Here is a 27,000-nt window from a genome sequence, read left to right as displayed (position 1 = left end):
TCATCGGAAGTCCCGCGAGCGGTGCATGACCCCCGTGCGGAGGTCTTCGAAGGCGTCGGCGAGCACATTGACGACCCCCTCCGGTGAGCGCTCGAGGATGCCGCGGATGATGAGCGCGGGGGACTCTCGGGCGATGCGACCGAACCGTCCCCAGACCCCCGTCGAGCAGATCACGTTCACCAACCCGCTCTCGTCCTCGAGGTTGACGAACGTGACGCCGGCGGCGGTGGCGGGTCGCTGTCGATGGGTGACGAGACCGGCCACCTCGACGCGTCGTCCGGTCTCGTGGCGCTGCAGGTCCGCGGCGGTCAGGACGCCGCGAGCCCGGAGGTCGTCACGGAAGTGCGTCATCGGGTGGTCGTCGGTCGAGATGCCCGTGGCCCAGAGATCGGCCGAGAGGCGCTCGTAGCTGGTCTGGTCGGCGAACAGCGGCGGCTGCACCGCCACCGTGGTCCCCGGGAGGAACCGGGCGCGGTCTTCCGCGGCGGCCCCGGCGAGCCAGATGGCCTCCCGGCGCTCCAGCCCGAGGCATGCGAAGGCTCCGGCGGTGGCGAGGGCCTCCACCTGCGCGGCCGTGGCATCGGTGCGACGCACGAGGTCGTGCAGATCGCGGTAGGGACCGTGAGCCACCCGTTCGGCGACGATGCGCTCCGCCATCGGCACCCCGATCCCGCGGATGCCGCTGAGGCCCAGACGCACCGCGAACCGTCCGTCCCGGCGGTGCGTCGCGGACTCGTCCGGTGCGTTCCTGTCGAAGCGGTGCACGGGCGGCTGCGGGTCGGCCAGGCAGTCGGCCCTCCCGGTCGTGCCCGCCGCGTCCGGGGTGAGGGGTTCGAGGGTCTCGATGGCGCCGGAGAGATGCAGATCCGGGCGGCGGACCTCCACGCCGTGCCGACGGGCATCCGCCGTGAGGGTCGCAGGGGAGTAGAAGCCCATCGGCTGCGACCGCAGCAGACCCGCGAGGAAGGCCGCCGGGTAGTGCAGCTTCAACCACGAGCTCGCGTAGACGAGCAGGGCGAAGGACAGCGAATGGGACTCGGCGAAGCCGAAGTTCGAGAACGCCTGGATCTGCGCATAGATCCGGTCGGCGGCCTCGTCGACGAGCCCGCGGCGGGCCATCCCCGCGTACAGCTTGTCCCTGACCTTCTCGATCTTCTCCAGACCTCGCTTCGACCCCATCGCGCGGCGCAGCAGGTCGGCCTCATCGGCGGTGCAGTCGCCGACGGCCGTGGCCATCTGGATGAGCTGCTCCTGGAAGATGGGGATGCCCAGAGTCCGCGCGAGGATGTCCTCGAGGTCGCTGTGCGGGTACGGGATGGGGAAGTCCTCCGGGGGCTCGCCCCTGGCCTCCCGCTCCCGGTTCGCCTCGTCCACCCTGTCCTTCGCCATCTTGCGCCGGACGAACGGGTGCACGGCGCCGCCCTGGATGGGCCCGGGACGGATGAGGGCGATCTGGATGGCGAGGTCGTAGAAGCGTCGCGGCTGCAGTCGGGGGAGCAGCCCGATCTGCGCGCGGGACTCCACCTGGAAGACGCCGATCGAATCGGCCCGGCAGAGCATGTCGTAGACGCCGGCCTCCTCCTTCGGCAGGGTCTCCAGCGTCCACTCCTCGCCCGTCGCCTCCCGGACCAGGTCGAAGCAGTGCTGCAGTGCCGCGAGCATGCCCAGGCCGAGGAGATCGAACTTCACCAGCCCCATGAAGGCGGCGTCGTCCTTGTCCCACTGGATGACGGTGCGGTCCTCCATGCGGGCGTGCTCGACCGGCACCACCTCACCGACCGGCCGGGCGGTGAGCACCATGCCGCCCGAGTGGATCCCCAGGTGCCGCGGAGCCTTCAGCAGCTCGGCCGCGTAGTCGAGCACGGTGTCGGGGATGTCGTGTCCCTCGACGGGTTCGAGTCCCGACCCCCAGCCGTCCACCTGCCGCGACCAGGAGTCCTGCTGCCCCGGCGAGTGCCCCAGGGCTCTGGCCATGTCGCGGACCGCGTTCTTCGGCCGGTACTGGATGACGTTCGCCACCTGAGCCGCCCGCTCCCTGCCGTACTCCCGGTATACCCACTGGATGATCTCCTCCCGCCGCCGCGAGTCGAAGTCCACGTCGATGTCCGGCTCCTCCGTGCGGGTGGTGGCGAGGAAGCGCTCGAAGGGGAGGCGGTAGAGGATCGGGTCGACCGCGGTGATGCCCAGCAGATAGCAGACCGCGCTCGCCGCAGCGGAACCCCGGCCCTGGCAGAGGATGCCGCGTCGCCGTGCTTCCGCCACGATGCCGTGCACGATGAGGAAGTACCCGGGGAAGTCCTTCTCCTCGATCACGTCGAGTTCACGGGCGATGCGCCGACGGCCGTCTTCGTCCAGCCGCGGATACTTCGACGGGACGGCATCCCAGACCAGGTGCCGCAGCCAGCTCATCGGGGTGTGCCCCGACGGCACGTCCTGGCGGGGGAGGGCGGGACGCGCCATCCGGAGCGGGAAGGCCGAGGCCGCGGCCAGCTCTAGACCGTGCGAGATCGCGCCGGGGTACCGTCGGAAGCGGGCGGTCATCTCCGCCCCGCTGCGCAGATGCGCACCCCCGTGGGCCGGCAGCCAGCCGTCGAGCTCGTCCATGCTCCGGACCGCGCGGACCGCGGCCACCGCTTCGGCGAGAGGGGCTTGGTCCGGTCGGGCGTAGTGCACGTTGTTGGTCGCCACGACGGGCAGCCGCATCCGACGGGCGAGCTCGGCGAGGGTGTCGTTGCGCCGGGTGTCCAGCGGATCGCCGTGGTCGAAGAGCTCGACGGCGATGTTGTCGCGCCCGAAGAGGTCGACGAGGTGACGCAGCGGCGCAGCGGCGTCTCCGGCCTCCAGCCCCTGCCGTACCGCCCCTTTGCGGCAGCCGGTGAGGATCGTCCAGTGCCCGTCGGCGGTCGCGGCCAGCTCGTCGAGGTCGTAGACCGGGCGCCCCTTCTCTCCGCCGCGCAGCTGGGCCGCGGTGATCGCTCCCGACAGGCGGTGGTATCCCTCGAGGCCCCGGGCGAGCACGAGCAGATGCGTGCCCGGCGGATCGGCGGCCCCCTGCGGAGCGGAGGGGAGGTCGAGGGAGAGTTCGGCGCCGTAGACGGTCTGCAGGCGCAGCTCCATGAGCTCCGCCAGCTCGGCGAAGCGGGCGGCACCGTAGAACCCGTCGTGGTCGGTGAGGGCGAGCGCGCTCAGGCCGAGACGTTCGGCCTCCGCGAGCAGATCGTCGGGGGAGGACGCCCCGTCGAGGAACGAGTAGGACGAGTGCGCGTGCAGCTCGGCATAGGGCACCGCCTCCTCTGGACGCTCCGGTAGGGGTGGGGGGACGAGCTTCCGCGGGCGACTCACCGGCCCGGGATCCGGTCGGAGTCCCGGGGGCGCGGAGGCCGCTTCGGGGATGGGCTCCCCGCTGAGAGTGCGTTCGAGCTGATCCCAGGTCAACGGCGGATTGTGCCAGCCCATCAGCGATACCTCCCCTCGGCCCACCAGCGCTCGCCGGCCAGGAAGACCAGCCAGGCGCGGTCGCGGTCGTCGACGATCTGGAGCCGGTGTCCTCGTTTGCCGCCCCCCGTGCTCCAGCGCCGTTCGTGCACGGGCCACGGGCCGGCCCAGGCCTGCACGGTCGCCCCGTCGATGCGGGCGGGATCGTGCGTGAGGGCGCCGCGGTCATCGACGTCGATCGTGCTCCCGTCCGCCGCGACGACGCCGATGGGACGCGGGGGCCGGAACACCTCGGAGGGGAGGGGATCCGGGAGGCTCCCCGGCCAGGGGGACCGCGGATCACGCGGAGGCACCGGACGCTCGCCCCATGGCGTGAGCACCTGGCGGTCGGCGAGCCAGCGCCCTCCGGAGAGGGCGGCGGTGACCACGCCCTGATGCCCCAGCATGGTCTGCACCCGCGAGACCGCGTGATGCAGCCGCTCATCGGTACCCGAGCCGAAGAGCCCCGGTTGGTGGTGGGCGGCGTCGTCCACGGCGACGGGGAGGAGGCGGGCGGCCACGATGCCCCCGAACGCCCTCGCCTCGTCGACGGGTTCGCGGGCGGTCAGGGCGGCCAGCGCCTCCAGCTGCCAGCGCACGCGGTCCACGAGGTCGGCGGCGTCGAAGCTCGTCGGATGCAGCCAGGTGCGGGAGTGGACGACGCCGTCGTCGTCGGTCAGGTCGATCCGCACCTCGGTGCACACGAGGGATGCATCCGCCAGGGCGAGCATCACGGCATCGGCGGTCTGCCGTACGGCGAAGGCCACCTGGTCGGTGCCGCCGAGAGGGGACTCGAACTCGATGGTCCTGGCCAGTTCGGGATCCGGCGGCCGAGGGGCCAGCGGGCGGGAATCGGCGCCGGCGGCGAGAGCCTGCAGGCGGGCGCCGTGCTCGCCGAAGCGGTCGCGGACGTCGAGAGGGGCGAGCGCGGTGAACTCGCCGAGGGTCCGCACGCCGAGGCGGAGGAGGAGATCGCTGATCTGCTCGTCGCGGAGTACCTGCACGGGATAGGGGGCCAGGAACTCGCGGGATCCGCCGGGCGGGACGACGGTGCAGGCGGCGGCGCCGCGGGCCGCGATCTCGGCGGTGAAGGGGCCGTCGGCGACGCCGACACGCACCTCGGGGAAGCCGGCCGCAGCGAGGACCGCGGACAGCGCCGCTGCCGCTTCGGCCTCTCCGCCGTGATAGCGGGCGATGCCGCGGGCGCGCAGGATCGCGAGGCCGGGGCGCAGGAGCGTGACGCCGGGGGCGTGCTTCTCGATGAGCTGCAGCACCGGGACGAAGGCGCGCTCGTCCTTCTCGGCGTCGTGGGGGAGGACCTGCAGCGAGGAGAGCAGGCCCTGGGCGACGCGGCGGCGCTGCCCGATGCGGACGCCGTGCGCCCGCGCCGAGGCGGTGCAGGCGACGACCGTGTTCGCCTGCACCAGGGCCGTCGGCGGATGCGGCCCTCCGCCCAGCACCGCCCGCAGTGGCCAGTCGGGGAACCAGAGCACGAGGACGCGGAGAGGAGCGTTCATCCCGCCTCCGCCCAGAAGAGGAGGTCGGAGGACGCGGACGCAGCGCTGTCCGTCGGGGAGGAAGCGAGCGGCGGCAGGGCGGTCAGCTCCGCGGCCGCGGTCTCCACGGCTCCGTGTCCGCCGGGAAGTCGCACGCGCACGCTCGAGGCGCGGGGGCTGTGCCTGGTCCGCGCGGTGACCGTCACCGTGCAGTCCGAGAGCAGCCCCCACCCCTCGCCGAGCCCGTGCCAATCAGGATCGTGCAGTCGGATGGTCCCCTCGCTCTGCGCCCAGCGGCCGGCGCCCGGTTCCTCCGCCACGAGCAGTGTGGCCCCGCGGTCGCGCAGGCGGGCACTCAACCGGGAGACATCGGCGTCCCGTGCCCTCGTCGTCGGCTGCACGACGATCAGGGGCACCACCTCGGCCAATGCGGACGCCGCCGCGAGCCAGCGGTCTCCCGGGTCGGGGACGAGGATCAGCCGGCTCAGATCGATGCCGTAGGCGGCGGCGGCCTCGACCCCGAGGGTGGGCATGCCGATCACCGCGCACCAGTGGCCCCGACCGGAGGAGGCGCTGAGCAGCGCGAGCACGAGGGCGGGCGAGGGGGAGACGGTGTACGAGGTGCCCGTCTGCAGCCCTTCCTCCGGCAGCAGCGCCGCGAAGGCGGGATCGAGGGGGAGGAGCGTGTGCTCGCTGCGCCGTCGCTGCATCCGGCTGATCTCGCGGCGCAGTCGCAGCACCTCTCCGGCGCGGGTGTCGCTGGTCGGAGAGAGCGCGGTCATCGCATCGAGCCCGATCCCCATGTATCCATCCTCGAAGATATGTACGAATAAAGCAAGTGATGAGACTGACGCTAGTTCGTACATCCGACATCGCCGCCTGGTTGTCCACAGGGCGCTCCGCGCCGTCCCGGATCTCCCTACCCTGCCGGGATGGACATCCGTCTCGCCCTCCTCGGTCTCGTGCACGGCGCCCTCCTCGGGATCGGGATCCTGCTCACCGTGATCGACGTCCGCACGCACCGACTGCCGAACCGCATCGTGCTGCCCACCCTGGCCCTGCTGGTCGTGGCGGTCTCCGTCGACGCCGTCATCACCGCAGACGCGGCGCCGCTCGGCCGGGGCCTGCTCGGCTCCCTCGTGCTCGGTGGCTTCTACGCCGTGCTGCGGATGATCAGCCACGCGGGCATGGGAGGAGGGGACGTGAAGCTCGCCCTCGTGATCGGACTCCTCCTGGCGTGGCACGGCTGGGGCGCGTTCCTCCTGGGCGCGTCGTCCGCCTTCGTGCTCGGGGCGGTCTTCGCGCTCGTGCTCCTCGCCGCGGGACGGGTCGACCGGAGGACGCGCATCGCCTTCGGGCCGTGGATGATCGCGGGGGCCGTCCTCGGTGTCCTCGGGGGCTGACCGTGCAGGTCGCACCGAATGGGGGAGGGCGGCGCTACCCTGGGCACATGGCACTCGCACGACTTCACGGCGGCCCGCTGGACGGGCAGATCATCCCCCTCGACGACGACGCGGACGACAAGCTGATCGTCCCCTACAGCGAGACGCAGGTGGTCTACAACCGCCGCGGCGAGCCGCAGAACACAGGCGAGGGCGACGGCCCCACCGAGGTCGACTACTGGTTCGAGGAGGCCCTCGAGGACCTCACGCTCGAGGATGACTGAGCCCTCTCGCACCGTCGAGGTCGAGCGCAAGTACGACGTCGACGAGGGGACTCCGCTGCCGGACTGGGCGGCGATCCCCGGCGTCGATGCCGTCTCGTCTGCCGAGCACCGTGCCCTCGACGCCCGCTATCTGGACACCGCAGACGGCGCGCTGGCCCGTGCCGGTGTCGCCCTGCGTCGTCGCTCCGGCGGACCGGACGAGGGGTGGCACATCAAGGGTCCGCGGCAGGGTGACGGCCGGGTCGAGCAGGGCTGGCCCCTCGGTGACGAGGAGATCCCGACGGCGGTGCGCGAGGCGATCGCCGTCTGGACGACCGCGCCGCTGGAGCCTCTCGCCCGCATCGAGAACGACCGGACGGCGTACCTCCTCACCGGACAGGACGGCGTCGTGGCGGAGTTCGTCGACGACCACGTCCAGGCGACCGACCTGCGCACCGGGGCGCGACGTGCGTGGCGGGAGTGGGAGGTCGAACTCGGGCCCGCAGGCCCCTCAGACGACGCCGGCCGCTCGGCGTTCTTCGCGGCGATCGAAAGCGCCGTGCGCGCGGTCGGCGGCCGAGAGGCGAGCTCCGACTCGAAGCTCGCCCGCGCCCTCGGCTTCTAGGCCGCGGACTCTCCGGATGCAACCCCTTTCCGCGTCCGGCTCCGGGGTGGTTGAGTGACGACATGAGTCGACCGCCCGTGCTCCGATCGCTGCAGACGATCGTCCCCGAGACCGTCCTCGTGCAGGAGCAGGTACGCGACGTCTTCGCCGCCCAGCCCGATCTGGGACGGCTGGCGCAGCGCATCGTGGCGACGTCGTTCAACGTCTCCGGCATCGACACGCGGCACACCGTCATCGCGGAGCTGGCCGATGACGCCGACCAGGATGAGCCCTTGTTCTACGATCGCGCCTCCGGACAGCTGCTGGCGCCGGGAACGAAGGCGCGCAACGACGTCTACACGCGTGTGGCCTCCCGTCTCTTCGTCGATGTCGCGCGCCGCGCCCTCGAGGCGGACCCCGACCTGGACCCGGCGGACGTGACGCACGTCATCACGGTCTCCTGCACCGGCTTCCATGCCCCGGGCCCCGAGTACGAGATCGTGCGAGGGCTCGGCCTGTCCGATGCCGTCCAGCGCTATCACCTCGGCTTCATGGGGTGCTACGCCTCGATGCCGGCCCTCCGCGCGGCCGCACAGTTCTGCGCGGCCGATGAGAACGCGGTCGTCCTCGTCGTCAGCGTCGAGCTGTGCACGCTGCATCTGCGCTCTTCCGAGGATCCGGACACCATCGTGGCCTCCTCCCTGTTCGCGGACGGGGCTGCCGCCGGAATCGTGACGGCACGGGACCTGCCCACCGCCGTCCCCGCGCTCCGGCTGGACGGCTTCCACACGGCGATCGTGCCGGAGGGCGTGGACGACATGGCCTGGACGATCGGCGACTCGGGCTTCGAGATGATCCTCTCGACCGCCGTCCCACAGATCATCGGGGAGTCGATCATCAGGGCGCTCACGCCGCTCTACGGTCGTGAGGACGACCTGGCGGAGGCCTTCGCCGCCGGGCGGGTGGGCGAGCGGGTGCGCCACTGGGCGATCCACCCCGGCGGGCGCAGCATCCTCGACCGGGTGCAGGAGCGGATGGCCCTGAGCGACGTGCAGTTGCGACCCGCGCGCGAGACGCTCCGGGAGTACGGGAACATGTCGAGTGCGACCGTGCTGTTCGTGCTGAAGCGCATCCTCGAGCAGGAGGGCGCGGATCCCGGTGACCGCGTGGCGGCGATGGCCTTCGGCCCGGGGCTCACCGCCGAGAGCGCGCTGCTGACCGTGGTCGCGCCCGCACCGTGAGCCTGGACCTGTCGGCGCGTGCCATCGACCTCGTCGAGCTCATGGACGACCCCGACGCGGATGAGGAGGCGCTCGGTCGCACGTATCGGCGCTTCAGCGCCGTCAACGCGGTCGTCTCGCGCCCCGGACGGCTGTATCGGCGGGACATCCGTCCCCGGGCGGCGGCCGGGCGTGTGCTGCGCATCCTCGACATCGGCGCCGGTGGTGGCGACCTGTGCCGCGATCTGGTCCGGAGACTGCGTCGCGACGGCCTCCGCGCCGATGTCACCGCCCTGGACGCCGACGAGCGTGCGATCCGCTGGGCCTCGGCACACGACGACGGTGCAGGGATCCGCTATCGCCACGCGTTCTCCGGGGACCTCGTGGCGGCGGGCGACACCTATGACGTCGTGCTCTCCAACCACGTCCTCCATCACCTCGACGCCGCAGCGCTGCACGCGGTGCTCGACGACTCCCGCGCCCTGGTCGGTGATCGCGGACTCGTCTCCCACCACGACATCGCCCGCAGCCGCCTCGCCTACGGGGCGTTCGCCGTGGGCACCCGGCCGTTCGCGGGAAACCTTCTCGCGGGCTCCTTCATCCGAGTCGACGGCCTCCTGAGCATCCGCCGCTCCTATACCCCGCGGGAGCTCGCGGCCGTCGCGCCGCCGGGCTGGGAGGTCCGGTCGCACCTGCCCGCTCGGCTCGAACTGCGCTGGGAGGATGGCGATGGTCGACCATGATGTCCTCGTGGTCGGCGGCGGTCCGGTCGGGCTGCTCCTCGCCTGCCTCGTGGGGCAGGACGGTCGCCGGGTGCGGGTGTGCGAGCGTCGCCCCGAGCCGGGCACGCAGACGCGGGCGATCGGGATCCACCGTCCGGGGCTCGATGCCCTCGACGCCGCGGGAGTGGGTACCGGCGTGCGCTCCGAGGCGCTCCGCCTGTCCGGCGGCGAGGTCCGCAGCCGCGGCCGGCGACTCGCCGCCCTGACCTTCACCACCGAGCGTCCGATCCTGACGCTCGCGCAGCCCCGCACCGAGGAGCTGCTGCGAGACCGTCTCCGGACGCTGCAACCGGATGCGCTGCAGTCCGGCTCCGTCGTCCGCTCGGTCCGCGACGAGGGGCCGTTCGTGCGGGTCGGGATCGACGGCGAGTACGGACGTCGGGAGGAGACGGCGTCGATCGTCGTCGTCGCCGAGGGCGTCCGGAGTCCCCTGCGGGAGGCGTTCGGTGCGGGGTGGCTGGCGCGCACCGGAACCGCAGGCTACGCGATGCTCGACGTCGATGATCCGCCGGCCGACGATCGCGCCGTGCTGTACTTCGAACCGGACGGCCTCGTCGAGTCGTTCCCCTTGCCAGGCGGGCGGCGCCGCTGGGTGGTGCGCGAAGACCGCGGCCGGACGGTGTCCACAGCCGCCGAGCTGGCGGACATCGTCGGTCACCGGACCGGGGAGAGGCTCGAGGTCGACCCCACCGCGCCTGTCTCCTCGTTCCGCGCGGCCCAGCACGCGGCTCGACGGCTGCACCGCGGACGGATCGTCCTGCTCGGCGACGCCGCTCACGAGGTGAGCCCGATCGGCGGCCAGGGCATGAACCTCGGCTGGGCGGATGCGCTCCGGCTGGTCGCGGCGCTGCGCCGGACCGACCGCGGCGCCGCCCCCGTCCTCGACGGCTTCGCCCGGGAGGTCCAGCGGGCGGCGCGGAAGGCGCATCATCGCTCCGCGTTCTTCACGGCGATGGGGGCTCCGGCGGTCGCCCCGGTCGTCGCCGTGCGGGAGGGGCTGGTGCGTACGCTCGGTTCCTCCACGCTGCGCTCGTGGACGACCGGTCTCATCACCATGCGCGGCCTCTGACGCGAGAAGGCCCGGTCCGCCAGCGCGGACCGGGCCTTCTCGAGGCGGGGATCAGAAGTTGATCATGTGGCCGGCCAGGCCGTGGAAGCCCTCCTGCAGCGCCTCCGACAGGGTCGGGTGGGTGTGCACGTTGCGAGCCAGCTCGAGGGCCGTGAGGTCCCACTTCTGCGCGAGGGTGAGCTCGGGCAGCAGCTCCGACACGTCGGGGCCGATCATGTGCGCGCCGATGAGCTCCAGGTGCTCGGCGTCGGCGATGAGCTTGACGAAGCCGACCGGCTCGCCGAGGCCGTGCGCCTTGCCGTTGGCCATGAAGGGGAAGGTCGCGACCTTGATCTCGCGTCCTTCGTCCTTCGCCTGCTGCTCGGTGAGCCCGAAGGACGCCACCTGCGGCGAGCAGAAGGTCGCCCGCGGCATCATGCGGTAGTCGCCCAGCGTCATGGTCTCGGCGCCGCCGATGGTCTCGGCCGCGACGACACCCTGTGCCTCCGCGACGTGCGCGAGCTGCAGCTTGGCGGTCACGTCGCCGATGGCGTAGATGCCCTCGACGTTGGTGCGCATGTGGTCGTCGATGTCGATCGCGCCGCGCTCGGTGAGCTTCACGCCCGTCTTGTCGAGCCCGAAGCCCTCGACGTTCGGCGCGAACCCGACCGACATGAGCACCTTGTCGGCCTCGATCGACGCCTGCTGGCCGTCCTTGCCCGTGTAGGAGACGGTCACGGAGGAGCCGTTGTCGACGACCGACTCGACCTTGGTGGAGGTGAGGATGTCGACGCCGTAGTTCTTGTACTGCTTCGTGATCTCCTTCGACACGTCGGCGTCCTCGTTGGGGAGGGCGCGGTCGAGGAACTCGATGATCGTGACCTTGACGCCGTAGTTCGTCATCACGTAGGCGAACTCCATGCCGATCGCGCCGGCGCCGACGATGACGATGGACTTCGGCAGCTCACGGGAGAGGATCTGCTCCTCGTAGGTCACGACGTTGTCGCTGAGCTGCACGCCGGGGAGCAGGCGGACCTTCGAGCCCGTGGCGATGATCGCGTTGTCGAAGGTGACCTCCTCGGTGGAGCCGTCCGCCTTCGCCACCGAGATGGCCTTCGGGCCCGTGAAGGTGCCGCGGCCGTCGTACTCGGTCACCTTGTTCTTCTTCATGAGGAAGTGGATGCCCTTGACCCGGCCATCGGCGACGACGCGGCTGCGGTCGAACGCCTTGCCGTAGTCGATCGTGAACTCTCCGGAGATCCCGAAGAAGTCGGCCTTGTGGTTCAGCGTGTGCGCGATCTCCGCGTTCTTCAGGAGCGCCTTGGAAGGGATGCAGCCGACGTTGAGGCAGACACCACCCCAGTACTTCTCCTCGATGATGGCGGTGGACAGACCGAGCTGCGCGCTGCGAACCGCAGCGACGTATCCGCCAGGACCTGCACCAAGGATGACGACGTCGTAGTGTGGCATGCCTTAAGCCTATCGCTCCGAGGGGGTAGCGGAATCGGTCGGAGCCGGTCCCCGGCGGCGGCGCAGGACGAGCCAGACGACAAGGGCCAGCGCGGCGAGCACGAGGATCGCGAGCACCCAGATCCACACCGAAGGGGCTCCCGCGTCGTCTCCCGCGTCCGGTGCCGTCGTCGCGGTCGCCTCGGGGGCGGCGGTCTGCTCCGTCGTCGGCGCCGCCGTCGGGGGAGCGGTGGTGGGCTCGTCCGACGGCGTGGCCTCGTCGCCGACCGTTACGGTGAAGGAGAACTCGCCGGAGGTCGGGTGGCCGTCGCTCGAGACGACCTTCCAGACGACGTGGTACTCACCGGCGGGCCCGGAGCCGACCAGGGGCTGCGTCACGATGGCGCCCTCGACCGTGGGAGTGCCGTCGATGACGGACTGACCGGCCGGATCCGTGACGGTCAGCTCCGTCGCTCCTTCTCCGTCGATGAGCTTCGCGCTGAAGGTGAGGGTGAGCTCGGAGGGCAGCGTCTCCACGGAGCTGTCCGCCGCAGGCGAGGACGACACGAGCGCGTCATGGGCGGACGCGGAGAGCGGGGAGAGGAGGACGAGGAATGCGGCGAGGAGGGTGGCTGCGAGGGCGATCGGGGCCGCCGGGCGGCGCAGAGCTGTGGTCTTCACGAGTCCAGCCTATGAATCCCCGGTATGGGACCGCTGAGTGTGAAAGCGGCCTCCCGCGCACCCCTCCGGATCGGATAGTCTGGACAGCCAGGAGGGCACAGTGACAGACAGCGACAGCCGACCGGCCGGTGAAGCCGCCATCCATCGCTCCGGCGAGCCGAGACACGACGTGACGCAGACGTTCGGACACGATTCCGATCTGTCGTTCGTGCCGTTCGGCGTGGAGTTGACCGATGTCGAGCAGTCGGCCATCGCGGCGCTGCCCTCGGGCTCGGCTCTGCTGCTCGTCCGTTCCGGTGCGCTCGCCGGTGCGCGGTACCTCCTCGACACCGACGTGACCACGGTCGGTCGTCACCCGGAGGCCGACATCTTCTTCGACGACGTCACGGTGTCCCGCCGTCACGCGGAGATCACCCGCAACGGGACGACGTTCGAGATCATCGATCAGCGCTCCCTCAACGGCACCTACGTGAACGGCGAGCGCGTGGACCGCAGCCCCCTGGCGGACGGCTCCGAGCTGCGCGTCGGCAAGTTCCGTCTGAACTTCTTCGCGTCCCCGCTCGACCGCGCGGCGAACGCCTGATGGCGGCAACTCCCGCCCGCGAACGCTCGGCGTCCGCGGGCCTGCTGAGTATCGGTCAGGTGCTCGCACGTCTCACCCCGGAGTTCCCCGACCTGACCTCCAGCAAGCTGCGGTTCCTCGAGGTGCAGGGCATCGTGCGTCCCTCCCGCACCGAGTCCGGCTACCGGAAGTTCTCCTCCTCGGACATCGAGCGCCTCCGTCTGGGACTGACCCTGCAGCGGGATCACTACCTTCCCCTCAGTGTGATCCGCGAGCAGCTCGACGAGGCGGAGGCCTCGGGCGAGACGGCCGCGCTCGCCCCGCCGCCCTCGATCGCCCCGGCGCCGCGGCGCTATCGTCGCGACGAGCTCCTGGCCGCTGCCGGCGCCGGACCGCAGCTCCTCAACGACGCGATCAGCACCGGGGTCATCACCGCACAGGAGACCTATTCGGAGTCCACGGTCGCGCTGCTCCGCGGGCTCGTGGCCCTCGACCGGCACGGTATCGAGCCGCGTCATCTCCGTTCCCTGCGGCAGGGCGCGGAGCGGGAGGTCTCGCTCATCGAGTCGGCGCTGTCCACGCTGCTGCGTCGCACCGACGCCACCTCGCGGGCGCGCGCCAACGAACTCGCACCGGAGCTGGCCACGCGCATCGACGACGTCCGGACGTTGTTCGTGAAGGATGCGCTCACGCGGATCCTTTCGTAACGAACTGATTGCGACACACCTTCGGCGTCGCACGGATGTCGTTGCCGGTGCCGGGACCCTGCTCTACCGTGGAGATAACCGTTCCAGGGAGGATTTCAGATGAATGCGGATGAGCTCGCAGGCGACCCGCGGTTCGTGACCGAACTCCTCTTCACCGACGGTCTGCCCGCGATGGACGACGAGGTCGGCTATCGCGGCGCCGTGGCAGCCCGTGCGGCCGGCATCACCTACCGCCAGCTGGACTACTGGGCCCGCACCGAGCTCGTCGAGCCCACGGTGCGCGGCGCGAACGGCTCCGGCTCGCAGCGTCTCTACGGCTTCCGCGACATCCTCGTCCTGAAGCTCGTCAAGAGCCTGCTCGACACGGGCATCTCCCTGCAGCAGATCCGCACCGCGGTGGACGAGCTCCGTCGCGCCGGCATCCGCGATCTCGCGGGGACGACCCTCATGAGCGATGGCGCGTCCGTCTACCTCTGCACCTCGAACGACGAGGTGATCGACCTGGTCAGCCGCGGTCAGGGCGTCTTCGGGATCGCGGTCGGCAAGGTGCTGCGCGAGGTGGAGTCGACGCTCGTCGCCTTCGATGCCTCCGCGCCGGACCCCGTCGACGAGCTCTCCGCCCGTCGCGCCAAGCGCTCCGCCTGACGCTCCCTCCCCGCTTCACGAAGAACGGCCACCCTCGAAGAGGATGGCCGTTTCGTCGTTCCGCGGTGTCAGCTCTGCGGTCCGTTCTCCGGAACGGGGACGCGACCCGTGCGGACGATGCGGTCGAGGAGCTGGTCGAAGTCCGCGGCGAGCTCCTGAGCGGAGTCGCCGGGCCAGATGTGCAGCGGCTTCGCGGCGCCCTGCGCCTGCTGCAGCGAGGTGCGCTCCGGAAGCTGCGGCGAGAGCACGAGGGGGCCGAACATGTCTCGCAGCTCCTTGATGCGGAACTGGTGCTCGATCGACTGCGGGCGCACGCGGTTGACCACGATGCCCAGCGGCTGGAGGCGCGGTGAGAGACCGCGGCGGATCTCCTCGATCGCGCGCAGGGCACGGTCCGCGGCGGCCACGGAGAAGAGGCCGGGCTCGGTGACGACCATGACGCGGTCGCTCGCGGCCCACGCGGTGCGGGTGAGGGCGTTCAGCGACGGCGCGCAGTCGATGAGCACGAGGTCGTAGTCCGCCTCGACCGCTGCGAGCGCCTCCTCGAGCTTCCACACATCGCGGACGCTCGGGTGCGGGCCGTCGAAGTTGATGGCGGACGGGCTTCCGATCAGCACGTCGATCGTGCCGGGGTGGACCTTCGCCCAGCCGCTGGAGGTGATCGCCTGGCGGACGGTCTTCTCCTTCGGGTTCGCCAGCACATCGGCGATGTTGAGTCGTCCCGCGACCTGGATGTCCATCCCGGTGGAGACGTCGGACTGCGGGTCGAGGTCGACGACGAGCGTCCGGACACCCCGGGCGAAAGCCGCGGAGGCCAGCCCGAGTGTCACGGTCGTCTTGCCGACGCCCCCCTTGAGAGAGCTGACGCTGAGTACGTGCACGGACTCCACGTTACCTTCCCCTAGGCTGGGGGAACACTCAGCCCCGCCCCATGTGCGTGCCTCGGCCGTGCATCGAGCTCTCAGAGGTGTGCATGTTCCAGAAGATCCTTGTGGCGAATCGTGGCGAGATCGCGATCCGGGCATTCCGAGCGGCCGTGGAGGTGGGGGCGCGCACCGTCGCCGTCTTCCCGCACGAGGACCGCGGCTCGGTCCACCGGCTCAAGGCCGACGAGGCGTACGAGATCGGCGAGCGGGGCCATCCCGTCCGCGCCTACCTGGACGTCGACGAGATCATCCGCGTGGCCACCGAGTCGGGTGCCGACGCGATCTACCCCGGCTACGGCTTCCTCTCGGAGAACCCGGAGCTCGCGGAGAAGGCCGCCGCCCACGGCATCGTCTTCATCGGTCCTCCCGCGAAGGTGCTGGAGATGGCCGGCAACAAGGTCGAGGCCAAGCGGCACGCGGTCGAGGCGGGCGTCCCCGTGCTCCGCTCGACCGAGGCCTCCGACGACGTCGACGCGCTCGTCGCCCAGGCGGAGGAGATCGGCTTCCCCCTCTTCGCCAAGGCCGTCGCCGGTGGTGGCGGCCGCGGCATGCGACGCGTCGAGACGCTCGGCGACCTCGGACCGGCCCTCGCCGAGGCGATGCGGGAGGCCGGCAGCGCCTTCGGCGACCCCCGGATGTTCCTGGAGCAGGCCGTCGTGCGCCCGCGGCACATCGAGGTGCAGATCCTCGCGGACAAGACCGGTGAGACGGTGCACCTGTTCGAGCGGGATTGCTCCGTGCAGCGGCGGCATCAGAAGGTCGTCGAGATCGCTCCCGCCCCCAACCTCGATGACGACGTGCGCCGGGCCCTGCACGGATATGCCGTCGCCTTCGCCCGCTCCATCGGCTACGAGAACGCCGGCACCGTCGAGTTCCTGCTGGAGACGGCGGGGGAGCGCGCGGGAGAGGTCGTCTTCATCGAGATGAACCCCCGCATCCAGGTCGAGCACACGGTGACCGAGGAGGTCACCGACGTCGATCTCGTGCAGAGCCAGATGCGCATCGCCGCGGGGCAGACCCTCGCCGATCTCGGGTTGCAGCAGGAGAACCTGCACCTGCGGGGTGCCGCGCTGCAGTGCCGCATCACCACGGAGGACCCGACGCAGGGCTTCCGTCCCGACACCGGGAAGATCACCACCTACCGCTCGCCCGGCGGTGCCGGGATCCGGCTCGACGGCGGCACCGTGCACCAGGGTGCCCAGATCAGCCCGCACTTCGACTCGATGCTCGCGAAGCTGACCTGCCGCGGCCGCGACTTCCCGGCCGCCGTGGCCCGCGCGCGCCGTGCCCTCGCCGAGTTCCGCATCCGCGGCGTCTCCACGAACATCCCCTTCCTCCAGGCGCTGCTCGATGACGAGGCCTTCATCCGCGGCGACGTCAGCACGTCCTTCATCGACGAGCGCCCGGAGTTGCTCCGCGGTCGCGCCTCGAAGGACCGCGGCACGAAGATCCTCAACTGGCTCGTGGACGTGACGGTGAACAAGCCGCACGGCGCGCACCCCGGCGTCATCGACCCCGCGACCAAGCTCCCGCCGATCGACCTCAGCACGGAACCGGCGCCCGGCTCCCGGCAGCGGCTGCTCGAGGTGGGCCCCGAGGAGTTCGCCCGCGGCCTCCGCGCGCAGACCGCCCTCGCGATCACCGACACGACCTTCCGCGACGCGCACCAGTCGCTGCTCGCGACCAGGGTCCGCACGAAGGACCTCGTCGCCGCCGCCCCGTACCTCGCCCGTCTCACCCCGGAGCTGCTGTCGGTCGAGGCCTGGGGCGGCGCCACGTACGATGTCGCGCTGCGCTTCCTCGGCGAGGACCCGTGGGAGCGGCTCGACAAGCTGCGTGCCGCCCTCCCGAACGTCGCCATCCAGATGCTCCTGCGCGGCCGGAACACGGTCGGCTACACGCCGTACCCGACCGCGGTGACCGAGGCCTTCGTGGCGGAGGCGGCGGCAAGCGGCGTCGACATCTTCCGGATCTTCGACGCGCTGAACGACGTGGAGCAGATGCGGCCGGCGATCGAGGCGGTCCGCGCCACGGGGACCGCCGTCGCCGAGGTGGCGCTCTGCTACACCGGAGACCTGCTGGACCCGGCAGAGGAGCTCTACACCCTCGACTACTACCTGAAGCTGGCGGATCAGATCGTCGCGGCCGGCGCGCACATCCTCGCGATCAAGGACATGGCGGGCCTGCTCCGCCCCGCCGCGGCCGCGAAGCTCGTCTCGGCGCTCCGTGAGCGCTTCGACCTGCCCGTGCACCTGCACACCCATGACACCCCCGGCGGGCAGCTCGCGACCCTGCTCGCCGCCAGCGCCGCCGGCGTGGATGCGGTGGACGCCGCCTCGGCGCCGCTGTCGGGCACGACCAGTCAGCCGTCGCTGTCGTCACTCGTCGCCGCCCTCGCCCACACGGAGCGGGACAGCGGGATCTCGCTCGCGGCCGTCTCGGATCTGGAGCCCTACTGGGAGGCGGTGCGTCGCCAGTACGCGCCGTTCGAGTCCGGGCTCCCGGGGCCCACCGGCCGCGTGTACCACCACGAGATTCCGGGCGGGCAGCTGTCGAACCTCCGACAGCAGGCCAAGGCCCTCGGGCTCGCCGACGACTTCGAGCTCATCGAGGACATGTACGCCGCGGCCGACCGCATCCTCGGACGCGTGCCGAAGGTCACCCCGTCGTCGAAGGTGGTGGGCGATCTCGCCCTGCATCTCGCCGCCGTGAAGGCCGACCCTGCGGACTTCGAGGCGAACCCGGAGAAGTACGACGTGCCCGACTCCGTGGTCGGCTTCATGGCGGGTGAGCTCGGCGACCTCCCCGGAGGCTGGCCCGAGCCGTTCCGGTCCAAGGTGCTCGCCGGTCGTTCCGTGCGGACCGGGCTCACGGCTCTCACCGACCAGGACGAGGCCGAGCTGGCGGGGACGAGCGCGCAACGACGCTCCCGCCTGAACACTCTGCTCTTCCCGGCTCCGGCGGCCGAGTTCGCCGAACGACGGGAGCAGTACGGCGACCTGTCCGTGCTGGACACCGGCGACTACCTGTACGGGCTGGTCCCCGGCCAGGAGCACCTCATCGAGATCGATCGCGGCGTCCAGCTCTACGTCGGGCTCGAGGCGATCGGCGAGGCCGACGACAAGGGCATGCGGACGGTGATGACCACGCTGAACGGTCAGCTCCGCCCGGTGTTCGTGCGGGACCGCTCCATCTCGGTCGATGCGCACGAGGTCGAGAAAGCCGACACGTCCGTCCCCGGCCAGGTGGCGGCGCCGTTCTCCGGCGTGGTCACCCTCAAGGCCGAGGTGGGAGCGACGGTGCGCGCGGGCGAGCCGGTCGCGTCGATCGAGGCGATGAAGATGGAGGCCGCCATCACCGCCCCCGTGGACGGGGTCGTGGAGCGGCACGCCATCTCCGAGACGCAGCAGGTGGACGCGGGCGATCTTTTGGTCGTGATCCGACCGGCGCACTAATCTTGTGCGGGCGAGGCCGCGCACCCTGGGCGCATCCCGAGGCCCGCACAGGTTGGGAGTGACACGTGACCGCGAAGAACAACGCCGACCCCGAGGACAGTCCGCTGGGGGTGCTCGACGACGCCGCATCCGTCGACACCGCCGGCATCGGCATCCTCGGCGGAACCGCGCAGGTGCGGGTGACCCTGCCGGCGGAGGAGGATGACGACCTCGCCGACGACGGTGTCGTGGACGGGGAGGTCGGCATCGACCTCATCGTCGACGACCTCTCCCTCCCCGCGGCGCCGAAGCCCGTCCTCGATGCTCCGCGACTCGACGACGTGATCGACGCCGTCGTGGTGGAGGAGCCCGTGGTGGCGGATTCCGTGCCGGAGGAGCCCGTGCCGGCTGCCGAGCCCGCGGCTGACCTGGTCGCGGAGGAGGAGGCGGCCGCCCGCTTCCTCGCGAAGGCTGGAGCCGACCGTGCGGAGGTCCCGGCCGCGAAACCGGCGCGTGCCCCACAGGCGCCCGTGCAGAAGGAGACCACGATGCCCGAAGCCGACGACAAGCCCGTCGCATCCGCGCCCGCACGTCCGGCGCCCCGGACCGACGTGACCCTCACCGCGAAGCGTCTGGGGGAGCTGGGCGAGTCCGCCCGCGAGTCCGCAGATCTCCTCACCTCCGATCGGCTCCTCGACCCGCACCGCGTCGCCAAGCCGGAACCCGAGGGCGGGTGGAGTCACCTGCTCTACACGCTGTCCGGACGCCGGTTGAACATCGGCGACGGCCGTCGCGCGCGCGAGCGCAAGGAGCTCACGGCGCGGATCGCCGCCCCGCTCGCCGGCGGTGCCCGGTTCGTGCCGGTGCTCTCGCGGAAGGGCGGCGTGGGCAAGACCACGGTCACCGCGCTCCTCGGCATGGCCCTCGCTGACGCGAGGGAGGACCGCGTCATCGCCGTGGACGCGAACCCCGACCGCGGAACGCTCGCCGACCGGGTGCAGCGCGCGCAGCATGGCAAGTCCGTGCGCGACCTCGTCCGCATCCGGGACGACGTGCGCGGGTTCCACGACATCTCCGCGATCGTGGCACGGGATGCGACGCGCCTCGACGTGCTCGCCTCGGACGCCGACCCGCGTGTCGCCGAGGCCTTCAGCGACGACGACTATCGCGACGTGGCCGATGTGGCCGCGCACTACTACTCCCTCGTCCTCACCGACACCGGCACGGGGATCGTCCACTCGGTGATGTCGGCGACCCTCGACCTCGCCGACCAGATCGTCATCGTCTCCGGACTCAGCGTCGACGAGGCGCGGCTGGCGTCCGAGACCCTCACGTGGCTGGAGTCCAACGGGTACGCGCAGCAGGCGCGCGACGCCATCGTGGTGCTCAACCAGTCCACGCCCGGGACGCCGCTCGTGCGACTGGGGGAGCTCCAGGCGCACTTCGCCACGCGGGCCCGCAGCGTCGTACGGGTGCCGTACGACCCGCAGATCGCGGCGGGCGGGACGATCGTCTTCGCGAACCTCCTCCCCGAGACGCGGAAGGCGGCGAGGGAACTCGCGGCGCTCCTCGTCGAGGGCCTCCGGGCGAAGGTCGCCTGATGACGGTTCGCGAGATCCGCATCTTCGGCGACCCGGTCCTGCGGACGGTGTGCGCACCCATCGAGGAGATCGACGACGGCGTGCGTGCGCTCGTCACGGATCTCCTGGAGACCGTCGAGCTCCCGGGCCGGGCCGGCGTGGCCGCGCCGCAGATCGGCGTCGCGCTCCGCGCCTTCAGCTACAACGTCGACGGCGAGATCGGCTACGTGCTGAACCCCGTGCTGACCGAGGTCCGCGGCGAGCCCGAGCCGACGGGCGAGGGCTGCCTGTCGGTGCCGGGACTCTGGCACGACGCCCAGCGCCATCCCTGGGCCCGGGTCGAGGGAATCGACCTCGACGGACAGCCCGTGGTGCTCGAGGGGGACGGGCTGCTCGCGCAGGCGCTCCAGCACGAGACCGATCACCTCGACGGCACGCTCTTCCTCTCCCGGCTCGACCCGGAGACCCGGAAGGTCGCGATGCGCGAGGTTCGCGAGAGTTCCTGGTTCTAGCCGCCGACCCACCCCTTCACGTACGAACCGGCCCCTTGCGCACGAGCGCAAGGGGCCGGTTCGGTCAGAAGGAGGTGGGTCGACGCGCGGGTCAGCCGCCGATGGCGACGTTGGTCGTGGCGACCGGCTCGTCGTAGATTGCGGAGATCTCGTCGGCGAAGTCGTTCATGATGATGTTCCGCTTGATCGACAGCTTGGGGGTGAGGTGGCCGGAGGCCTCCGTCCACTCCGAGTCCAGGATCGTGAACTTGCGGATGGACTCGGCGCGCGACACCCGCTCGTTCGCCGCGTCCACCGCACGCTGCACCTCGGCACGGACCTGCGCGTTCGTCGAGGCCTCCGCGAGGGTCATCTTCTCGTCGAGGCCGTTGTTCGCGAGCCAGGTCGGCAGCATCTCGGGGTCGAGGGTGACGAGGGCCGAGATGAACGGGCGCTGGTCCCCGACGACGACGACCTGCCCGACGATGGGGTTCGCGCGGATCGGGTCCTCGAGTGCGGCCGGAGCGACGTTCTTGCCACCCGCCGTGACGATGATCTCCTTCTTGCGCCCCGTGATCGTGAGGAAGCCGTCGGCGTCGAAGCTGCCGATGTCGCCGGTGTGGAACCAGCCGCCGTCGCTGAACGCCTCGGCGGTGGCCTCCGGGTTGTTCCAGTACTCCTTGAAGACGTTGATGCCGCGCACCTCGATCTCGCCGTCGTCGGCCAGACGCACCCCGACCCCGGGAAGGGCGGGGCCGACCGTGCCGATCTTCGACTTCGAGGCGAGGTTCACCGTCGCGGGCGCCGTGGTCTCGGTCAGGCCGTAGCCCTCGAGGATCACCACGCCGAGGCTGTGGAAGAAGTGGCCGAGGCGCGCGCCGAGGGGAGCGGAGCCCGACACCGCGTAGACGACGTTGCCGCCCATGGCCTCGCGGAGCTTGGAGTAGACGAGCTTGTTGAAGAGCGCGAACTTGAGCTTCGTCCCGAACGGGATCTTCTTGCCCTCCTCGAGCAGCCGGGAGTGCTCGATCGCCACATCGGCGGCGGCGCGGAAGATCTTGCCCTTGCCGCCCGCCTCGGCCTTCTGCTCGGCGGAGTTGTAGACCTTCTCGAACACGCGGGGGACCGCGAGGAGGAAGGTGGGCTTGAACGAGCCGAGGGCAGGGAGCAGCTGACGCGTGTCGGGCTGGTGGCCGGTGCGCACCCCCGCGTGCACGTTGAGGATGGAGATGAAGCGGGCGAACACGTGCGCGGTCGTGATGAACAGCAGCGTGGACGAGCCGGGCGTCTGCACGACCTCGTCGAGCGCCTTGGCGGAGTTGCGGGACAGCTCGACGAAGTTGCTGTGGGTGAGCACGCAGCCCTTCGGTCGTCCGGTGGAGCCCGAGGTGTAGATGAGGGTCGCGATGTCGGAGCCGACGGCGAGGCCGCGGCGACGCTGGATCTCCTCATCCGAGACGGATGCCCCCTGCGCGGTGAGCGTGTCGATCGCGCCCAGGTGCAGCTGCCAGACCTCTCGGAGGAGCGGAAGGTCGCCGCGCACCTCGTCGACGCGGGCGAAGTGCTCCGGTGACTCGACGAGGAGGGCGATCGCGCCCGAGTCCTCGAGGATCCACTGGATCTGCGACGGCGAGCTCGTCTCGTAGATCGGCACCATCACGGCACCGGCATAGAAGAGCGCGAAGTCGACCAGGCTCCACTCGTACGTGGTGCGGGCGAGGAAGCCCACCTTCTCGCCGGGCTGGATGCCGGCAGCGGCGAACCCCTTCGCGAGCGCGATGACCGCGGTCTCGAAGTCGGCGGCGGTGATGTCGCGCCATCCGTCGCCCTGCGGGACGGAGAACAGCGCCCGGTCGGGAGTCGCCTCCACGCGCTTCGCAAGCAGGTCGGCGACGTTCGCGTCGGGATCGGCGGGGACGATCGCGGGGACTTCAAACTGGACCACGGCAGCTCCTTCGGTACCGGTCGGGCACGGGCGTTGGTCCGAGTCTAGGGCATGGCACCCGGTCGCGGTCAGGGTGGAACTCAGTCGCTTTGCGGGTCGCCCGACGAGGAACATGAGGGCGATCCGCGTCGCGGCGCTAGACTTCACCTCGATGTTCTACTGGCTGATGAAGTACGTCGTGATCGGCCCCGTGGTCAAGGCCGTGTTCCGTCCCTGGATCGTGGGGCGGAAGAACGTGCCCGCGACCGGGGCGGCGATCCTCGCCAGCAACCACCTCTCCTTCGCGGACTCGATCTTCCTTCCGCTCGTGATCGATCGGTCGATGTCGTTCCTCGCGAAGAGCGACTACTTCACCGGACGAGGCCTCAAGGGCTGGTCCACCCGCTTCTTCATGAAGGCGACGGGTCAGATCCCCATCGACCGCTCCGGCGGCAAGGCGTCCGAGGCCTCCCTCAACACCGGCCTGCAGGTGCTCGGTGGCGGCGACCTGCTGGGCATCTACCCCGAGGGCACGCGCAGCCCCGACGGCAAGCTCTATCGCGGCCGCACCGGCATCGCCCGAATGGCGCTCGAAGCCAAGGTCCCGGTCATCCCGGTCATCATGGTCGACACCGACACCGCCATGCCCATCGGCCGCCGTATCCCGCGGGTCATGCGGGTCGGGATCGTCATCGGCGAGCCGCTGGACTTCTCCCGCTATGCGGGCATGGAGAACGACCGCTACATCCTCCGGTCCGTCACGGACGAGATCATGGTGGCCCTCCAGCGCCTCGGTCAGCAGGAGTACGAAGACGTCTACGCGTCCACGGTCAAGGACCGTCTTCCGACACGCGTCACATAGGCCCCCGGCGCGTCTCGGCGGTGGTGCCGCCCACTAGGCTGGACGCATGCTTCCGCACCACATCGACGCCCTTGATGCCTGGCGCTCGCTTCCCATCAAGCAGCAGCCGCAGTGGCCAGACGCCGACCGCGTCGCCGACGTCTCCCGGCAGATCTCGAGCCTTCCGCCGCTGGTCTTCGCCGGTGAGGTCGACAACCTCCGCGACCGTCTCGCCAGGGCGGCCTCCGGGGAGGCCTTCCTGCTGCAGGGCGGCGACTGCGCCGAGACCTTCGCCGGGGCCACGGCCGAGCAGATCCGCAACCGCATCAAGACGGTGCTGCAGATGGCCGTCGTGCTCACCTACGGCGCGTCCATGCCGGTCGTCAAGATGGGGCGCATGGCCGGGCAGTTCGCCAAGCCGCGCTCCAGCGACACCGAGACGCGCGGCGAGGTCACCCTGCCGGCGTACCGCGGCGACATCGTGAACGGCTACGACTTCACCGAGGGCTCCCGTCAGGCCGACCCCGGTCGACTGCTGCAGGGCTACCACACCGCCGCTTCCACGCTGAACCTCATCCGGGCGTTCACGCAGGGTGGCTTCGCGGACCTCCGCGAGGTGCACTCCTGGAACAAGGGCTTCGCGCAGAACCCGGCGAACCAGCGGTACGAGCGCATGGCCGCCGAGATCGATCGTGCGATCAAGTTCATGGAGGCCGCCGGCGCCGACTTCGACGAGCTCAAGCGCGTCGAGTTCTTCACCGGTCACGAGGGTCTGCTCATGGACTACGAGCGCCCGATGACGCGGATCGACTCGCGGACGGACACCCCGTACAACACCTCCGCCCACTTCCTGTGGATCGGGGAGCGCACCCGCGAGCTCGACGGCGCGCACGTCGACTACTTCTCGAAGATCCGGAACCCGATCGGCGTGAAGCTGGGCCCCACCACCACGCCGGAGACGGCACTGGCACTCATCGACAAGCTCGACCCGGAGCGCGAGCCCGGCCGGCTGACCTTCATCACGCGTATGGGCGCCGGCCGCATCCGCGATGCGCTGCCCCCGCTGCTGGAGGCGGTCCGCGAGTCGGGTGCCCAGCCGCTCTGGGTCACCGACCCCATGCACGGCAACGGCATCACGACGCCGACCGGGTACAAGACGCGTCGTTTCGACGACGTCGTCGACGAGGTCCGCGGCTTCTTCGAGGCGCACCGGGCGGTCGGCACGTTCCCCGGCGGCATCCACGTCGAACTGACCGGCGACGACGTCACCGAGTGCCTGGGCGGATCGGAGCAGATCGACGAGGCGGCCCTGGGGACCCGCTACGAGAGCCTGTGCGACCCGCGCCTGAACCACATGCAGTCCCTGGAGCTGGCGTTCCTCGTGGCCGAGGAGCTCGAGAAGCGCTGAGCCACGGGCGGATGCACGAAGGGGCCGGAACGATGTTCCGGCCCCTTCGTCGTGTCGGCGTCAGCCGGCGAAGCTCATGGTGAGCGTGATGCTCGCGCCCTTCCGCTGCGGTTCGGATGGGCTGTACGACTCCACGCGCGTGTTCTCGTTCGCGAGGAGGTCCCACACGGAGTCCGGCAGACCGGTGCTGCTCGTGTAGCTCCAGGTGAATCCGGCGTCTCGCAAGGCGCCGGTGGCCTCGTCGCGCGTCATCCCGGAGACATCCGGCACATCGAACAGCGGCGGGCCCTGCGAGACGATCAGCTGGATCGTCTCGCCAGGACGCCAGGATCCTTCCTCGGTGCGGTCCGCGTACCCGATGACCCGGTCCTTGCCGATGGAATCGCTCGGGCGGTAGATGTTCTCCTCCGCCACCTTGAGGCCTTTGCCGGTGAGCGTCTCGGTCGCCTGCTTGACGGTCATGTCCGTGACGTCGGGCACCGGCCCGCGCGACACCTGGATCGTGGCGGTGTCCTTCTCGTGGACGGTGCAGCCCTCATCGCAGCCGAAGGCATCGCCGCCGTCACGGGGAGTGATGCGGACGTTGATGACCGATCCGGCCGCGGCGTCGGTGAAGTACTCCTCGTCGTCGGTGATCTCGAGGTTCGCCGCCTGCAACGCGGCCCGGACGTCCTCGGCCGGCTGTCCGGCCACAGGGGCGAGGTCGTGGGAGGCGGGGCCGGCGGACACGACGACGGCGACGGTGGTGCCCTTGTCGATCCTGGTTCCCTCGCCGGGATCCGTCTCGATGACGATGCCCTTCTCGACGTCGACGGAGAACTCGTCGCGTTGGGCGGGTTCGAAGCCGGCTTCCGTGAGGTCTGCCGCCGCCTCGTCGTACGTCTGGCCCGCCACGGCGGGCACCGCGATCAGCGAGCCGGGACCGGAGCCGAACCACCAGCCCACGCCGCCGGCGAGGACGGCGAGCAGGAGGACGAGGGAGAGGAGGAAGGTGCCACGGGCGCGGCGCTTGGCGGCCCGCCGCCGGAGGATGGTGGCGTTGTCGATCCCGGGGGAGGTGGCCGTCGCCGGTTCCGGCAGGAGCATGGTGCCCGGCATGACCTTGGTGAGGTCGCCGGAGTCGGCCTGATCCCGGGAGGCGCCGGTGGTCCGGGTCACGGCGGGGGCGACACCGATCTCGCGCTCGATCTCCCGCAGGCGCTCCAGCATCTGCTGAGCGTCGTCCGGACGCTCGTCCGGGGACTTCTCGGTGGCCCACAGCACGAGCTCGTCGAGCTGCTCGGGCACCGACGGATTGCGGACGCTGGGTCGGGGGACCGACTCGGTGGCGTGCTGGAACGCGATCTGCATCGGCTGCTCGCCCTTGTAGGGCTGCTCGCCGACGAGCATCTCGTAGAGCATGATGCCGAGCGCGTAGATGTCGCTGCGGGCGTCGGCGGTACCGCGGGTGACGAGCTCCGGCGCGAGGTACGCGATCGTCCCGAGGAGCTGCTGCCCGGTGGCGGTGTTCGCGGTGGTGGCTCTCGCGAGTCCGAAGTCGCCGATCTTGATACGGCCGTCCTCCGCGAGCAGGACGTTCTCCGGCTTGACGTCGCGGTGGACGATGCCCGCGCGATGCGCGGCGGACAGCCCGGCGAGAACGGCATCCATGATCGTGATCGTCTGAGCGACCGTGAGGCGCTTCTGCTCTCGGAGGAGCTCACGCAGAGTGATCCCTGGCAGATACTCCATGACGAGGTAGGCGAGTTCGCCGTCCTGGCCCTGATCGAAGACGTTGACCACGTGCGGGTCGGCGAGGCGGGCTGCGGCGCGCGCCTCCTGGATGAACCGGCTCTGGAACGCGGAGTCGTCGCTGAGGTGCGCGTGCATGACCTTCAAGGCGATGCGGCGCTCCAGGCGGAGGTCGGTGGCGACGTAGACCGTGGCCATGCCGCCGCGGGCGATCCGCGCACGTACGCGGTACCGACCGTCGACAAGCCGCCCGATGAGGGGGTCGGCCTGATGATTGGTCGTCACGACAGAAGTCTATGGACGAATGGCTGAAAGCCCCGGGAACGCCTCACCCCTCGGGTCATCCGGATTT

22 protein-coding genes are annotated in these 27,000 nt (G+C 70.7%); 14 read left to right on the top strand and 8 right to left on the bottom strand.

Going from position 1 to position 27,000, the window contains the following annotated elements; genetic code table 11:
• Genes RI211_RS11065 through RI211_RS11055 form a run of 3 tightly spaced genes read right to left on the bottom strand, consistent with a single transcriptional unit; the run spans nucleotide 1 to nucleotide 5,773 of the window.
• Complete coding sequence (locus RI211_RS11065; RefSeq protein ID WP_315637543.1) at nucleotides 1–3,456, bottom strand: error-prone DNA polymerase; 3,456 nt, start codon at nucleotides 3,454–3,456, stop codon at nucleotides 1–3.
• Complete coding sequence (locus RI211_RS11060; protein WP_187661820.1) at nucleotides 3,456–4,991, bottom strand: Y-family DNA polymerase; 1,536 nt, start codon at nucleotides 4,989–4,991, stop codon at nucleotides 3,456–3,458. Before RI211_RS11060 ends, RI211_RS11065 begins: the two co-directional genes overlap by 1 nt.
• A complete protein-coding gene (locus RI211_RS11055; protein ID WP_280564197.1) occupies nucleotides 4,988–5,773 on the bottom strand; it encodes a DnaE2-dependent mutagenesis accessory factor ImuA' in 786 nt (261 codons plus the stop codon). Before RI211_RS11055 ends, RI211_RS11060 begins: the two co-directional genes overlap by 4 nt.
• Nucleotides 5,774–5,902: 129 nt before the next feature.
• Between RI211_RS11055 and RI211_RS11050 the strand changes: the two genes are divergently transcribed.
• From RI211_RS11050 to RI211_RS11025, 6 genes are all read left to right on the top strand, one after another.
• Nucleotides 5,903–6,373: a prepilin peptidase gene (locus RI211_RS11050; RefSeq protein WP_315637544.1), complete on the top strand. Its 471-nt coding sequence runs from the start codon at nucleotides 5,903–5,905 to the stop codon at nucleotides 6,371–6,373.
• Between the two features lie 47 nt (nucleotides 6,374–6,420).
• On the top strand, nucleotides 6,421–6,636 hold the full coding sequence (locus RI211_RS11045) for a response regulator (RefSeq protein ID WP_187661817.1): 216 nt from the start codon (nucleotides 6,421–6,423) through the stop codon (nucleotides 6,634–6,636).
• Entirely contained in the window at nucleotides 6,629–7,240 is a 612-nt protein-coding gene (locus RI211_RS11040; protein ID WP_315637545.1) for a CYTH domain-containing protein, read from the top strand. Before RI211_RS11045 ends, RI211_RS11040 begins: the two co-directional genes overlap by 8 nt.
• Before the next feature lie 62 nt (nucleotides 7,241–7,302).
• Nucleotides 7,303–8,460 (top strand): type III polyketide synthase, encoded by a 1,158-nt coding sequence (locus RI211_RS11035; protein WP_315637546.1) that lies wholly within the window; start codon nucleotides 7,303–7,305, stop codon nucleotides 8,458–8,460.
• Nucleotides 8,457–9,182, top strand: a complete 726-nt coding sequence (locus RI211_RS11030) for a methyltransferase domain-containing protein (RefSeq protein WP_315637547.1) — start codon at nucleotides 8,457–8,459, stop codon at nucleotides 9,180–9,182. Before RI211_RS11035 ends, RI211_RS11030 begins: the two co-directional genes overlap by 4 nt.
• Nucleotides 9,169–10,290 (top strand): FAD-dependent oxidoreductase, encoded by a 1,122-nt coding sequence (locus tag RI211_RS11025; protein WP_315637548.1) that lies wholly within the window; start codon nucleotides 9,169–9,171, stop codon nucleotides 10,288–10,290. The genes RI211_RS11030 and RI211_RS11025 overlap by 14 nt, the downstream gene beginning before the upstream one ends.
• Before the next feature lie 51 nt (nucleotides 10,291–10,341).
• Here RI211_RS11025 and lpdA read toward each other — a convergent pair whose 3' ends face one another.
• Both lpdA and RI211_RS11015 read right to left on the bottom strand, forming a co-directional pair.
• Entirely contained in the window at nucleotides 10,342–11,739 is a 1,398-nt protein-coding gene (lpdA, locus tag RI211_RS11020) for a dihydrolipoyl dehydrogenase (RefSeq protein ID WP_060921151.1), read from the bottom strand.
• Nucleotides 11,740–11,748: 9 nt separating this feature from the next.
• Nucleotides 11,749–12,399 (bottom strand): copper resistance CopC family protein, encoded by a 651-nt coding sequence (locus tag RI211_RS11015; protein ID WP_315637549.1) that lies wholly within the window; start codon nucleotides 12,397–12,399, stop codon nucleotides 11,749–11,751.
• Nucleotides 12,400–12,499: 100 nt separating this feature from the next.
• On the opposite strand from RI211_RS11015, the gene RI211_RS11010 reads away from it, so the two are divergent.
• The 3 genes from RI211_RS11010 (at nucleotide 12,500) to RI211_RS11000 (ending at nucleotide 14,313) form a co-directional block, all read left to right on the top strand.
• Nucleotides 12,500–12,982 (top strand): FHA domain-containing protein, encoded by a 483-nt coding sequence (locus tag RI211_RS11010; protein ID WP_187661811.1) that lies wholly within the window; start codon nucleotides 12,500–12,502, stop codon nucleotides 12,980–12,982.
• Nucleotides 12,982–13,668, top strand: a complete 687-nt coding sequence (gene ftsR / locus RI211_RS11005; protein WP_280564186.1) for a transcriptional regulator FtsR — start codon at nucleotides 12,982–12,984, stop codon at nucleotides 13,666–13,668. Before RI211_RS11010 ends, ftsR begins: the two co-directional genes overlap by 1 nt.
• Nucleotides 13,669–13,767: 99 nt before the next feature.
• Nucleotides 13,768–14,313: a MerR family transcriptional regulator gene (locus tag RI211_RS11000; protein WP_060921155.1), complete on the top strand. Its 546-nt coding sequence runs from the start codon at nucleotides 13,768–13,770 to the stop codon at nucleotides 14,311–14,313.
• Nucleotides 14,314–14,381: 68 nt separating this feature from the next.
• Here the strand turns inward: RI211_RS11000 and RI211_RS10995 are convergent, their stop codons facing one another.
• Nucleotides 14,382–15,194, bottom strand: coding sequence for a ParA family protein (locus RI211_RS10995; RefSeq protein ID WP_315637550.1), 813 nt, complete (start codon nucleotides 15,192–15,194; stop codon nucleotides 14,382–14,384).
• A 92-nt stretch (nucleotides 15,195–15,286) separates the two neighbouring features.
• On the opposite strand from RI211_RS10995, the gene RI211_RS10990 reads away from it, so the two are divergent.
• The 3 genes from RI211_RS10990 to def all read left to right on the top strand — a co-directional run bounded on the left by RI211_RS10990 (nucleotide 15,287) and on the right by def (nucleotide 20,765).
• Nucleotides 15,287–18,694 carry a pyruvate carboxylase gene (locus tag RI211_RS10990; protein WP_280564181.1) on the top strand — a complete coding sequence of 1,136 codons (3,408 nt, stop codon included), beginning with the start codon at nucleotides 15,287–15,289 and terminating at the stop codon, nucleotides 18,692–18,694.
• A gap of 65 nt (nucleotides 18,695–18,759) precedes the next feature.
• Complete coding sequence (locus RI211_RS10985; RefSeq protein WP_315637551.1) at nucleotides 18,760–20,274, top strand: MinD/ParA family ATP-binding protein; 1,515 nt, start codon at nucleotides 18,760–18,762, stop codon at nucleotides 20,272–20,274.
• Nucleotides 20,274–20,765: a peptide deformylase gene (gene def, locus RI211_RS10980; RefSeq protein ID WP_025105102.1), complete on the top strand. Its 492-nt coding sequence runs from the start codon at nucleotides 20,274–20,276 to the stop codon at nucleotides 20,763–20,765. Before RI211_RS10985 ends, def begins: the two co-directional genes overlap by 1 nt.
• Nucleotides 20,766–20,856: 91 nt before the next feature.
• On the opposite strand, the gene RI211_RS10975 is transcribed toward def, so the two are convergent.
• Nucleotides 20,857–22,689: an AMP-dependent synthetase/ligase gene (locus RI211_RS10975; protein WP_187661805.1), complete on the bottom strand. Its 1,833-nt coding sequence runs from the start codon at nucleotides 22,687–22,689 to the stop codon at nucleotides 20,857–20,859.
• Between the two features lie 151 nt (nucleotides 22,690–22,840).
• Here RI211_RS10975 and RI211_RS10970 point away from each other — a divergent pair, with 151 nt between their 5' ends.
• Nucleotides 22,841–23,530 (top strand): lysophospholipid acyltransferase family protein, encoded by a 690-nt coding sequence (locus tag RI211_RS10970; RefSeq protein WP_187664181.1) that lies wholly within the window; start codon nucleotides 22,841–22,843, stop codon nucleotides 23,528–23,530.
• Nucleotides 23,531–23,576: 46 nt separating this feature from the next.
• Nucleotides 23,577–24,917, top strand: coding sequence for a class II 3-deoxy-7-phosphoheptulonate synthase (locus RI211_RS10965; protein WP_187661804.1), 1,341 nt, complete (start codon nucleotides 23,577–23,579; stop codon nucleotides 24,915–24,917).
• Nucleotides 24,918–24,977: 60 nt separating this feature from the next.
• Here the strand turns inward: RI211_RS10965 and pknB are convergent, their stop codons facing one another.
• Nucleotides 24,978–26,933 (bottom strand): Stk1 family PASTA domain-containing Ser/Thr kinase, encoded by a 1,956-nt coding sequence (pknB, locus tag RI211_RS10960; protein WP_187661803.1) that lies wholly within the window; start codon nucleotides 26,931–26,933, stop codon nucleotides 24,978–24,980.
• Nucleotides 26,934–27,000 lie beyond the last annotated feature (67 nt).

This window comes from Microbacterium meiriae, assembly GCF_032364335.1.
Lineage (GTDB): Bacteria > Actinomycetota > Actinomycetes > Actinomycetales > Microbacteriaceae > Microbacterium > Microbacterium meiriae.
Note: the sequence above shows the minus strand (reverse complement) of the source record. Positions and strands in the feature narration are given on the sequence as shown.

Coding starts and splice junctions, on each gene's coding strand:
- RI211_RS10990 (WP_280564181.1), top strand. CDS start 15,287: ATGTTCCAGAAGATCCTTGTGGCGAATCGTGGCGAGATCGCGATCCGG.
- lpdA (WP_060921151.1), bottom strand. CDS start 11,739: ATGCCACACTACGACGTCGTCATCCTTGGTGCAGGTCCTGGCGGATAC.
- RI211_RS11045 (WP_187661817.1), top strand. CDS start 6,421: ATGGCACTCGCACGACTTCACGGCGGCCCGCTGGACGGGCAGATCATC.
- RI211_RS11000 (WP_060921155.1), top strand. CDS start 13,768: ATGAATGCGGATGAGCTCGCAGGCGACCCGCGGTTCGTGACCGAACTC.
- RI211_RS11035 (WP_315637546.1), top strand. CDS start 7,303: ATGAGTCGACCGCCCGTGCTCCGATCGCTGCAGACGATCGTCCCCGAG.
- RI211_RS11055 (WP_280564197.1), bottom strand. CDS start 5,773: ATGGGGATCGGGCTCGATGCGATGACCGCGCTCTCTCCGACCAGCGAC.
- RI211_RS10970 (WP_187664181.1), top strand. CDS start 22,841: ATGTTCTACTGGCTGATGAAGTACGTCGTGATCGGCCCCGTGGTCAAG.
- RI211_RS10965 (WP_187661804.1), top strand. CDS start 23,577: ATGCTTCCGCACCACATCGACGCCCTTGATGCCTGGCGCTCGCTTCCC.
- RI211_RS11025 (WP_315637548.1), top strand. CDS start 9,169: ATGGTCGACCATGATGTCCTCGTGGTCGGCGGCGGTCCGGTCGGGCTG.
- RI211_RS11040 (WP_315637545.1), top strand. CDS start 6,629: ATGACTGAGCCCTCTCGCACCGTCGAGGTCGAGCGCAAGTACGACGTC.
- def (WP_025105102.1), top strand. CDS start 20,274: ATGACGGTTCGCGAGATCCGCATCTTCGGCGACCCGGTCCTGCGGACG.
- RI211_RS11060 (WP_187661820.1), bottom strand. CDS start 4,991: ATGAACGCTCCTCTCCGCGTCCTCGTGCTCTGGTTCCCCGACTGGCCA.
- ftsR (WP_280564186.1), top strand. CDS start 12,982: ATGGCGGCAACTCCCGCCCGCGAACGCTCGGCGTCCGCGGGCCTGCTG.
- RI211_RS11065 (WP_315637543.1), bottom strand. CDS start 3,456: ATGGGCTGGCACAATCCGCCGTTGACCTGGGATCAGCTCGAACGCACT.
- RI211_RS11050 (WP_315637544.1), top strand. CDS start 5,903: ATGGACATCCGTCTCGCCCTCCTCGGTCTCGTGCACGGCGCCCTCCTC.